The organism is Helicobacter sp. UBA3407 (assembly GCF_949747025.1).
Taxonomy (GTDB): domain Bacteria; phylum Campylobacterota; class Campylobacteria; order Campylobacterales; family Helicobacteraceae; genus Helicobacter_D; species Helicobacter_D ganmani.
In genome coordinates, this window is sequence record NZ_CATKCB010000166.1 from 1 (window position 1) to 10,411 (window position 10,411).

Consider the following 10,411-nt stretch of genomic DNA (forward strand, 5'->3'; position numbering starts at 1 on the left):
ATTGCGATAATCCATAAAGAGAGAATCTCTTTATTTAGATTATCGTGAGTTTTATCAAAGCCTTATAATTATTGCAAGAAAAACTAGAAACTAGGAAGAATTGCGCCTTTGTATTGGTCTAGGATAAATTGTCTCATCTCTTCGCTTTGGAGAGAATGGATAAGCTTTTGTATGCGTGCGTCTTTTTCATTGCCGCCTTTTACTACTATAATATTCACATAAGGTGAATCTTTGCTCTCAAGTGCAATTGCATCATTAAGCGGGTTTAATCCAGCAAGTAAAGCGAAGTTGGTATTAATGACTGATGCGCTGACATCTCCAAGTGCGCGCGCAAGTTGTGGTGCGTCCATTTCTTTAAATTTCAAGTTTTTAGGATTTTCTATTATGTTTTGCACGCTTGGAAGTTCTACGTTCTCTTGAAGTTTGATAAGTCCATTTGCTTCCAATATTCTAAGCGCACGCGCTCCATTGCTTGGATCGTTTGGCAAGGAAATCATATCGCCTTCTTTTAGCTCGTCCAAGTTTTTGATTTTTTTAGAATAAACACCCATTGGCTCTAGATGGATTCCCGCGACACTGACGAGATTTGTTTTGTGTTCTTTGTTAAAAGAATCCAAATAAGGCTTATGTTGGAAAAAGTTTGCGTTTAATGAGCCATCGTCTAAAGATTTGTTTGGTGTTACATAATCGGTAAATTCTTTGATTTCTAAAGTAATTCCCTCTTTTGCCAAAGTTTCCTTGACTTTTTCTAGCATTACTGCGTGTGGTTCGGGAGTTGCGCCGACAATTAGTTTTTCCATTTCCGTCTTTTCTGTTTTTTGTGCATTGTTTTGTGATTCTACTTTGGAATCGCAGCCACTAAAAATCACTGCAAGAGCTATTGTGCCGAGTGTTAGTTTGTTGAAAATTACTTTTTTAAGCATTGTTGTCCTTTGTAAAAATTTAATGTTTTAATTTTTTATACAGAAAATCCCCAAAACTTTGAATTATCTGCACTAGAAAAATTAAAATCAAAACAGTGTATAACATAATATCGCTTTGGAATCTATAATATCCATATTTGATTGCAATATCGCCTAATCCACCTCCACCCACAGCTCCAGCCATTGCGCTAAATCCAACAACTAGGATAAGAGCAAGTGTGATTCCAGAGACAATGCTTGGCAAGGCTTCTACAAACATAATCCGAAAGATAATTTGTAAATTACTTGCGCCAAAGCTAAGAGCAGCTTCAATCACTCCTTTATCCACTTCTTTGAGTGCATTTTCTATGATACGCACGATAAAGGGTGCTGCACCAATGCTAAGCGGCACGATTGCTGCGCTCGCACCGATGCTTTTGCCTACGATAAATTGTGTTAAGGGAAATAAGACAACCATTAAAATAAGAAAAGGAAAGGAACGCAAGGTATTTGTAATGCTATCAAGTGTGCGGAAAATAAACGCATTAGGGCTTAAACCATTAGGGGCGCAAAGGGTAAGCAAAATGCTAGGCACAATCGCCAAAAGTGTTGCAATGCTTGTTGCGAGTATGCTCATATAAAGCGTGTCTAAAGTCGCTTCTAAAAGCAAAGAAATGGTTTTGCTATCCATTTGGTTCTCCTTGTGGATTGGATTCTATGATTTCCCATTGCGCGCCTCGTGCATTCAGATAATTGCAGACTTTTTCTTTGGCATTTTTATCAATATTAATCACCAAAATTCCTAGTGCGATTCCATTAAAGGATTCTAAATTGCCCCATACGATATTAAAGTTCATTTGTAATTCTCGCGCCATTTGTGTGATAATTGGATTTTGTGCCAAGTTTTTAGGAAAATAAATGCGAATGTTTAACCCCTCATCGGGTAGAATCTCATTTTCTCCCAAAAATTCACGCATTTTTGAGTCAGGCGAAAGGAATAAATCCTCAATTTTTCCACTTTTTAGCACCACTCCGCCTTCCATAAAGGCAGCCTCACTACAAAGTCGTTTGACGACTTCCATTTCGTGCGTTACAAGCACAATCGTTACGCCTAGTTCTTGATTGATTTGCGCAAGTAAGTCTAAAATAGCACCCGTGATACTTGGGTCTAGTGCGCTTGTAGCTTCATCGCTTAGAAGCAACATAGGATTCATCACTAATGCCCTTGCAATCGCAACGCGTTGCTTTTGTCCTCCGCTAAGCTCGTTTGGATAGGATTTTGCCTTATCTTGCAAACCAACCAATTCTAAGAGATTCTTAATCTTTGCCTCGTTGATTGTAGCTTTTGCGCATTGTAAAGGCAAGAGGACATTCTCATAAACATTTTTGCGACTAAGCAAGGAGAAGTGCTGAAAAATCATTCCAACTTTTTGTCTAAATGCACGCAATTCTTTGGTTGTGAGTTTAGAAATATCCAAGTTATCAATTTCTATTTTGCCAGAATTAATGGATTCTAATCCATTAAAGGTGCGGAGCAAAGTGCTTTTTCCTGCTCCGCTATGTCCGACGAGCCCGAAGATTGAACCCTTTTTAATCCTTAAATTAATGTTTTTTAATACCTCTAAATTACCATAACTTTTGGAAAGATTCTGCACTTTGATTAAATCCATTTTGCTCCTTAATTGTTTTGCCATTTCGTTATTTGCTTGTAAAATCTGATAAAATTGCGAAATTATAGTGAAAAAAGCTAAAAGGGGTTTTATGTTGAAAGGTTTTGCTAGATTATGGATTGTGTTAATGCTTTGTTATGGAATTTTAAATGCGCAACCTTGGGTAATGTTTAGCGATATGGACGACACTTATTTATACGACCAAGCAAGCGGGCAGGTGTATATTCGGATAAAAAAGGGCGGTAAGAATTATGAGGATACTTTTGTCAAAATGGGCGTGCAGGATTCTATCCATTCTAAACCCGCTTCAAAAGCTCAAAAAACTGCACAAAGGGATTCCAAAGCCACAGAATCCAAACAAGAAAATGACGCACAAAAAGAACAACAAGAGTTAATCAAAAAAGCGCAAGAATTGCAAAGAAGCATACAAGGAAGTATTTTAGGTGGGGAGTAGTTTAAGCCAAAAAATATTCGCAATCTTTTGCTAAAACTTCCAAAACCGCCTTCGCGACTTTTTGGGATTCCATAATTCCAATCTCGCCCCCGCCAAATTTTAAGACTTTTAAGATTTCCAAATCTAGTAAAAAATGTGCTATTTTTTTGTAATCTAGCTCACTTTTTCTGCCCAAATGTCTCACTCTATAAATGACGCTTCTGTGCATTTTTTCACCTTTTTCATCAATGAAAATTCCACTGAAAGTTTTATCAAAACGATAGGGGACATTGGCGAGAGATTCTAAATAGTGTATGAATGTATAGCCGACATATTGATTACCAAATGTTAAAATTTTGCCGTTTTGCGTTAATAATTTATCAAAAATACTCTCTTTGCCCAAAACTTCCTTGCAGTCGCGCAATTTTTCTTTTAAATCTCCAAAAACTGCGCAAGAAAAAATAGGACAAGAGGTGCGTTTGCCCCCAAGTTGCAATAAGGAATCCCCGAGATTTCCCACCTTTGACTTAGAGTGCAGGAGGTCAAAAGGTTCGTTTTGACAGAAGCTATAAGTGAAAGTTGGAAGGATAACATTGCCCCTTTTACCGCAAGATTCTATCAAAGTCTGACACAATGTCTGATTAAAAATTGCTTTTGGGAGTAATGGAATCCCAAACCGAAAGGATTCTGTATGCACCAAAAGAGTGTCTCCTTGCGTGATTTCAAGCTCTTGTAAAATCTCTTTTAAATCTCGTGTTGTGTAGATTTTGTCTTTGAATTTTATAAAATCCATTAGATTTTTACTCCTTTTTTTCTCAAAAGATTCTTGATAGATTCTAAGCTCCTATAATCTTGTATTTCCACTTCCTCATCAAAAATTGATATATGATAAGATTGTTCCAAAGCCCCAATTAATGACATTAGTGCAAAGGAATCTAAAAATCCATCGCCAATAAAATCTGGACTGCTTAAGTCTATTTCTGCGACAATTTCTTGTAAAATTACTTCTAAATCATTCATTTTTTTCTCCTAGAGTAAAATCAAATCCAAGTGCATTTTTGGGATTTGGGGTGTAGTCTAAAATCACATATTTTTTGCCCTCTAAAATTATCTTTGGTTTGGGCAAAAGGTGGCTTTTGCCGCAATCCATACTGCGCAAGAATGCACTTTTTTTCTCAAAATCCCAATGTAAATCCAAGATTCCATTATTTGGTAAATCTCTTGCCTTGTGCAATACGAAATCACCGATTTTTTCTTGTGTTTTTAAAGGGAGATTCCAAGACAAAAGAGAATCGCAAATTTCTCTAAAGGCAAGAAAGGCTAATTGGAGTTGCTCTTGCGTGAGTTTTAAATAAGTGTAAGTAGAATCTAGCGGAATAGATTTTTGAATGATAATGTCTCCGCAATCAATCCCGCTTGATACAAGATGCCAAGTGATTCCACTTGTAGAGTCTTGGTCAAAAATACTCCACATTTGCGCATTTAAACCACGATGATTGGGAAGCAAAGAGTTGTGATAATTGATAATTTTTAAAAATGGTTTTTGCAAAAGATTGGAGGGGAAAATATAGTAATTGTGCGCGCTAATCAGGAGCATAGAGGATTCAAATCCACTTAAATATTCGCTTAAAGCTATTTTGTTCTTGAAGTTGATGTAAGGGATTTTTGAAGTTTTGCACCAAGTGCTAAAGAGTGAAAAAGGTGATTCCAAATAAGAAGCGCAAAGGAGTTTTGGGCGAGAATCTGTGCCAAAGAGCCCAAAAAGCATTTTTGTGATGTTCAAGGCAAGAGTGCCTGTGCCTAGAATTAAAATGGACTCAAATACAGACTTTCTCACGCTGCAACCCTTTCAATATAGGGGGTTGCAAAGAATCTTATGGCTTTTTGCCCCCTCCCCCAATTATTTGCTCTGCATTTCGCTATCAAATGCGATTCCTTTCTCTTGCAAAAACTCTAAAATTTTTTGTTCTATCATTGTTCTACCCTTATAAGTAATTTTGCGTTTAAGAATTTTTCTACCCATTCTTGCATTACAAGCAAGTCAATGTCGCAAATTTCAGCGATTTCTAGCAAGTCCTTTTTGCCATCGCAATACATTAAAATATTGCGCATATCTTTGATTTGATTAATGGAATCTTTGGTGCTAAGTGTCGGGTATAAGCCTCTTTTACCTAGTTGTGGTTCGCAAAGAATGGTGTTTTGGTAGATTCCATTGAGTTCTAAACTGCGCAAGATTCTCCATACATACTGCAAACTATCCGCAAAACTCTGCGCACTTACAAGACTTAAATCATCTAAGGAAGTGTGATATTCAGGATATGCACCAAACTTTGTGCGCATTAGGGTGCAAAAGGGCAAATCCACATTGGGCGCACAATATTGTCTCTCATCACTTCCTCTATCTAAATAGCTGTATTCCTTAAAGCCCTTATAATAATGTGTTAAAATGTGCTTTGCCGCCCTATCAGCTAGATTGTTGCCCTCCCTAGAGTGCAGCACAGAGTAATTCCTGCAATCCCCTATACAAGTTAGCACGAATCCTGCGATACAAAACTCTCTTAAATGCCCTAAATGACGGCTTAGATAATAAATGCTTCCGATGGTTTCAGGCAGAAATAAAATGCGGAGTGAGTAGGGATTTTCTCTTTGGCTCAAGAGTTTGCCAAGTGCGCAAGCAAGAGAGATTCCGCTTAGTTCGTTATTTACCATTTGTGGGTGGCAAATATAGGTGCTAAAGACGATTTCTTGTCTGCTTTTACCTTGAATGTAAAGTTCGGCATAGCTTAAGCTTCCATTCTCCAAACTACTATCAATATGGATTTGAAACTTCTGTGGCGAATCCTTGTATTTTTCTTTAAGAGCGCAAAAGTCCGAAAACTTAAGGCAAAATCCCCACCGCTCTTTATAATAGCTAGTGATATAGGGAATCGCATTGGGTTGGTTTTCTAAAACATACAAATGCGATTCCAATTCTCTAAAGGTAAGGGTGCATTTACAAGGAATAGAATACCCTATTAAATGCAAATTATTTTCCTTGAAGTCGCAGATTTTCTCACCACTTGGCGTTAGAATATATGCGTCTTTCACATTCCATTCCTTTGGAATTTCCCAATCAAATGCCTTTGTTCCGCTTGATACTTCATAGATTTTAAGATTTTCTAAAGATTCTTGCAAGATTTTCAAAGTCTCTCTGTTTCCATTACCGCTAAGAGAGCGCGGAATCTTAAACAACCTTTTAGTGAGATTTAGCATTTCCTCGCCATAGCTTAAGAAATCTATTTTGTCTTTATCGTGGGTTTGGTGGAGCTTGGTTTCTTTTGTGGGGTTTTGCGATTCTATGGTTTGGATTACCCATTGTTTGATAGCCCCTCTATCTACCTTACCATTGGCATTCAATGGAAATTTGTCCAATACAAGAATCTTGCTTGGTAACATATAAAAAGGCAGTTTGGCGCGCAAGTTTTCTAAGATTTGTTTAGAATTTAGCGTGTGGTTTTCACAAACACCATAGAGCGTGCTTAAGTTGTCCTTTTCTAGCAGGATTGCGCGGGATTGCACTCCACTTGCTTCGCGCAATGCGTTGTCAATCTCTAAGAGTTCTACGCGGAATCCCTGAATCTTGACTTGTTCGTCTATGCGCCCGCAGAAACAATAGGCATTTAAAGCTGTATCAAATCTACCCAAATCTCCTGTTTTATACCAGCGCATACCATTTTCAACGATGAATTTTTCCTTTGTTTTGTTTGCGTCCTTATAATATCCTAAGGCAATTTGGTCGCCTCCAAGCCAAATTTCACCCATTTCTCCTTGTGAAATTTCTTGACCAAGAGAGTCGCGCAAACTTACTGACAACCCCGCAAAAGGAAGACCTAAAGGCAAGATTTCACTTGTTGTTTGTGGGATTCCACATTTTGCGATTCCACCTTTGCCAATCCAGCGGTATCGCGTGAAGCTGATAGTCGCTTCTGTGGGACCATAGAGATTATCCAAAAGTGCATTGGGGGCGGCTTTAGCAAAATCTAGAGCAAGGGGAGTCGGCAGTGCTTCCCCGCAAAAAAGGGCAACTTTAAGGTTTGGAATAATGTTTTCTTTTAGGGCTTTGAATTTTTGCAAATAGGCTAGGAGTGAGGGCACAGCAAAAAGAATATGAATCCTTTTGGAAGCGAGGAAAGAAATCGGGTTTAGAAGGTTTTTGTGTGGAATCACAACTAATGTCGCACCACACAAAAGAGTGCAGAAAATATCGTGCATACTTAAGTCAAAAGTTATATCAAAAAATTGTGAGATTCTATCCTTTGGCGAGAAATGGTAGAGAGATTGGACTCTTTGGCAATAGTTTGCGAGATTGGCGCGTGAGACTAAAACACCCTTTGGAATCCCTGTGCTACCACTTGTAAAAAGCAAATAGGCAGGGGAGGAATCCTGAATTTCAGATTCTTGGTAGTTTGTGTCTATTTCTTGTTGCAAGTTTGGAATCGCAACGAATTGGTGTTTTGGAAATTCTTTTTGCAGGGATTGCGTATCGCCAAAACTAAAAATCAGTAGATTGGACAAAGAATGGGCGATTTTTCTAAAAGATTCTAAGCAGTTTGGACAGAGTATCATTGGTGCATTATCTGTGCGTTCTATAATATTTTTCTGTCGTTCTTTGGGAAATTTCGGATTTAAGGGGATAAAAGTGATTGCCCCAAGCACACAAGCAAGAATACTGACATAAACTTCTAGCTCACGAGAGCCAAAGACAATTAAAGAGCTATATTTGCCCCCCCCCCCATTTTATCAGCTTTTAAAAACGCAAGCAATCTTAGACTTTGATTTTTAAGTTCAGTGTAAGTTAGAGAGTGATTTTCTACTTCTATGGCAATATTGTCCGCGTAGGTATTTAGTGCATTTTGTAGATTCTTATTTAATTCCATATTAGCCCTTTAAGCTTCTTGTGAGGCGAGATATTCCTCATAGCTTCCGCGAAAATCTACTACTTCGTTATTTTCTTTAAATTCAATAATACGATTCGCATACGCATCAATTAGCTCTCTATCGTGGCTTATGCAAAGTACATTTCCGCTGTATTTATAGAGTGCCTCGCCTAGTGCGATAATCGCCTCCAAATCCAAATGGTTGGTGGGTTCGTCTAGCACGAGGAAGTTTCCACCCTCTAGCATTAGCTTGCTAAGCATTATGCGGTGCTTCTCTCCTCCACTAAGTGCGCCGACATTTTTTTCTTGTTCCCCTCCATTAAAGAGCATTCGCCCAAGTGCGTTACGAATCTCTCCCGCTTCCTTTTTTTTATCAAAACCTCTTAGCCATTCATAGAGTGTTTCCTCGCCCTTGATTTGCTCGGTAGTGTTTTGCGGAAAGTAGCCTCGCTCAATCGTTGCACCCCATTTGATGATTCCATTTTGGGGTTTAAGGTTTTCGCAAATTAGCTCACAAAAAGTTGTTTTTCCAATTCCATTGCGTCCGATGAGTGCAATTTTGTCTCCGGGCAGAATCGTAAGGCTAAGATTTTTTAAAATACACAAATCTCCATAACTAAAGGAGAGATTCTCAATATTTAAAGCTTCGTTTCCAATCGTGCGGTTGGGTTTAAAAACAATGCTTGGGTCGCGTCTGCTTGAAACTTCAAGGCTTTTAATGTCAAGTTTGTCTAGCTGCTTTTGTCTGCTTGTGGCTTGTTTTGCCTTAGAAGCATTTGCAGAAAAACGCGCAATAAAGGATTCTAGCTCCTCTTTTTCTTTTAGTTTTTTGTTACGCTCCATTTCTTGTTGTTTAGCAATCAGTGTAGAGGCGATATACCAATCATCATAATTCCCACTAAATTCTCGCACGCTCTTGAAATCCAAATCCAAAATATGCGTGCAAACGCTGTTTAAGAAATGTCTATCGTGTGAGATAACAACAAGCGTTCCTTCGTGTCGTTTTAGTTGCTCCTCTAAGTAAGCAATCGCCCTTAAGTCAAGATTGTTTGTCGGCTCATCTAAAAATAAAATATCAGGCTTTGGAAACAAAACTTGCGCTAGGAGCACTTTAAATTTATCCCCGCCCGTGAGCGTTTTCATTAGCTCCTCGTGTTGTTTTGCTGGGAATCCCAAATCCTCCAAAATCTTTTCTATTTGCACATCGTATTCATAAGTAGGGTCTTCCTCCGCGCAAGTCATCTCTAATTCACCCAAACGTTCATTAACACAATCACTAAAATCCCCTGCATTGTAGAGTGATTCCTTTTCTTTAATAGCGTCATAAAGTCGCTTGTTGCCAAAAAGAACGCAATCCTTAATGCTAAAATCCTCAAAAGCAAATTGATTTTGTCCCAAAACACCAAGTCTTGCATTGGGGTCAAAAGCAATGTCGCCACTTGTGTGTTCAATCTCTCCGCTAAGTATTTTTAAAAAGGTAGATTTTCCTGCACCATTTGCGCCAATAAGTCCATATCTCTTACCCTTGTCCAACTTTAAATTCACATTTTCAAAGAGTTTTTTGGTTGCATATTGCATACCAAGTCCGGTAATTTGAACCATACGCTTACTTCCTACAAATAAAATTTTGAAATTTTAATTGAATCTTGCTTAAGGAATAGAATCTCTCTTTAAATTTCATTGTCAATGCGCTACCGCGTTATCGCAAGGTAGAGCGTAGCAAGAGGAGAAGCAATCTAAAATCTTGCATTAAAGATAAATAAAAATGGAATCTTGAATAATGGCACACTTTTTGCTTAAGATTCTGCATGTCTTAAATTTTAAAAAGAGTCAAAAATGAGAAAATTTTTAAGTCTCGCGCTTGCTAGTGCTTTGAGTTGCGGAATCGCATTTGGTGCGGATAACTACACAACAGAGGGTAAAGAGAAAATTACGCGCAATGGTGTCAATATCTTTTTAGAACCAAATTCGCCCAACAAACAAAAATATTTAAGTGGTGAATTTGATAAGGCATTAGAGAAAATGAAAAAAGGCTATCAAGAAAATGCCAAAATTCAACCAAAAGCCTCCGCACCTTTGGTTACACAAGTATTAATTCTTGATGTTTGTTCTGGAAAATATGGTGGCTGCGAATACATTAATGATAATCAAACTGAAACTGCATATGACCATGATGGAGTGCCATTCCAAGTTAATACAGGTGTTGTAGGTTATGGCGGACATAGCTACGATAGAGCAAAATTTGCAGGAAATGAGGCAATACAATTAGACTCCGAAGGAGTGGATTTAGATGGAGATAATATCGTAGATGGTTTTATTGATTATTGGGATATTTCAAAGCCTAAAAATACTAATGGAACTTTTGAATTTACAGCTACATCTATCAACAATGCAGCAGTATCTAAATCTACTTCTATTTACATTAAATAAGGATTCCTATGCAAGTTAATACAAATTCTTATGTGCGAGAAAATCCTCTTTTCCACCAAA

The 10,411-nt window shown here is 38.0% G+C and carries 11 protein-coding genes; 2 read left to right on the top strand and 9 right to left on the bottom strand.

Annotation, left to right across the window (positions count from 1 at the left end; all coding sequences use genetic code 11):
- Window positions 1–83 precede the first annotated feature (83 nt).
- From Q1553_RS06275 to Q1553_RS06285, 3 genes are read right to left on the bottom strand one after another with little or no spacing between them, the layout of a single operon-like run.
- Complete coding sequence (locus tag Q1553_RS06275) at window positions 84–923, bottom strand: MetQ/NlpA family ABC transporter substrate-binding protein (RefSeq protein WP_115551902.1); 840 nt, start codon at window positions 921–923, stop codon at window positions 84–86.
- Between the two features lie 19 nt (window positions 924–942).
- Window positions 943–1,593: a methionine ABC transporter permease gene (locus Q1553_RS06280; RefSeq protein WP_115551901.1), complete on the bottom strand. Its 651-nt coding sequence runs from the start codon at window positions 1,591–1,593 to the stop codon at window positions 943–945.
- The gene (locus Q1553_RS06285; RefSeq protein WP_297571486.1) at window positions 1,586–2,572 is read right to left on the bottom strand and encodes a methionine ABC transporter ATP-binding protein; all 987 of its coding nucleotides are present in this window, start codon (window positions 2,570–2,572) and stop codon (window positions 1,586–1,588) included. The genes Q1553_RS06280 and Q1553_RS06285 overlap by 8 nt, the downstream gene beginning before the upstream one ends.
- A gap of 91 nt (window positions 2,573–2,663) precedes the next feature.
- On the opposite strand from Q1553_RS06285, the gene Q1553_RS06290 reads away from it, so the two are divergent.
- A complete protein-coding gene (locus tag Q1553_RS06290; RefSeq protein ID WP_115551899.1) occupies window positions 2,664–3,026 on the top strand; it encodes a hypothetical protein in 363 nt (120 codons plus the stop codon).
- Between the two features lies 1 nt (window position 3,027).
- On the opposite strand, the gene Q1553_RS06295 is transcribed toward Q1553_RS06290, so the two are convergent.
- The 6 genes from Q1553_RS06295 to Q1553_RS06320 all read right to left on the bottom strand — a co-directional run bounded on the left by Q1553_RS06295 (window position 3,028) and on the right by Q1553_RS06320 (window position 9,523).
- Window positions 3,028–3,798, bottom strand: a complete 771-nt coding sequence (locus Q1553_RS06295; RefSeq protein ID WP_297578434.1) for an AAC(3) family N-acetyltransferase — start codon at window positions 3,796–3,798, stop codon at window positions 3,028–3,030.
- Window positions 3,798–4,025, bottom strand: coding sequence for an acyl carrier protein (locus Q1553_RS06300; protein ID WP_115551897.1), 228 nt, complete (start codon window positions 4,023–4,025; stop codon window positions 3,798–3,800). Before Q1553_RS06300 ends, Q1553_RS06295 begins: the two co-directional genes overlap by 1 nt.
- Window positions 4,018–4,842 (bottom strand): formyltransferase family protein, encoded by an 825-nt coding sequence (locus Q1553_RS06305; RefSeq protein ID WP_147290091.1) that lies wholly within the window; start codon window positions 4,840–4,842, stop codon window positions 4,018–4,020. The genes Q1553_RS06300 and Q1553_RS06305 overlap by 8 nt, the downstream gene beginning before the upstream one ends.
- A 134-nt stretch (window positions 4,843–4,976) precedes the next feature.
- Entirely contained in the window at window positions 4,977–7,751 is a 2,775-nt protein-coding gene (locus tag Q1553_RS06310; protein WP_366525096.1) for a DUF4910 domain-containing protein, read from the bottom strand.
- On the bottom strand, window positions 7,751–7,921 hold the full coding sequence (locus Q1553_RS06315) for a hypothetical protein (RefSeq protein ID WP_297571485.1): 171 nt from the start codon (window positions 7,919–7,921) through the stop codon (window positions 7,751–7,753). Before Q1553_RS06315 ends, Q1553_RS06310 begins: the two co-directional genes overlap by 1 nt.
- Window positions 7,922–7,930: 9 nt before the next feature.
- Window positions 7,931–9,523, bottom strand: coding sequence for an ABC-F family ATP-binding cassette domain-containing protein (locus Q1553_RS06320; RefSeq protein WP_300842824.1), 1,593 nt, complete (start codon window positions 9,521–9,523; stop codon window positions 7,931–7,933).
- A gap of 234 nt (window positions 9,524–9,757) precedes the next feature.
- On the opposite strand from Q1553_RS06320, the gene Q1553_RS06325 reads away from it, so the two are divergent.
- Complete coding sequence (locus Q1553_RS06325) at window positions 9,758–10,351, top strand: DUF4879 domain-containing protein (protein WP_297580081.1); 594 nt, start codon at window positions 9,758–9,760, stop codon at window positions 10,349–10,351.
- Window positions 10,352–10,411 lie beyond the last annotated feature (60 nt).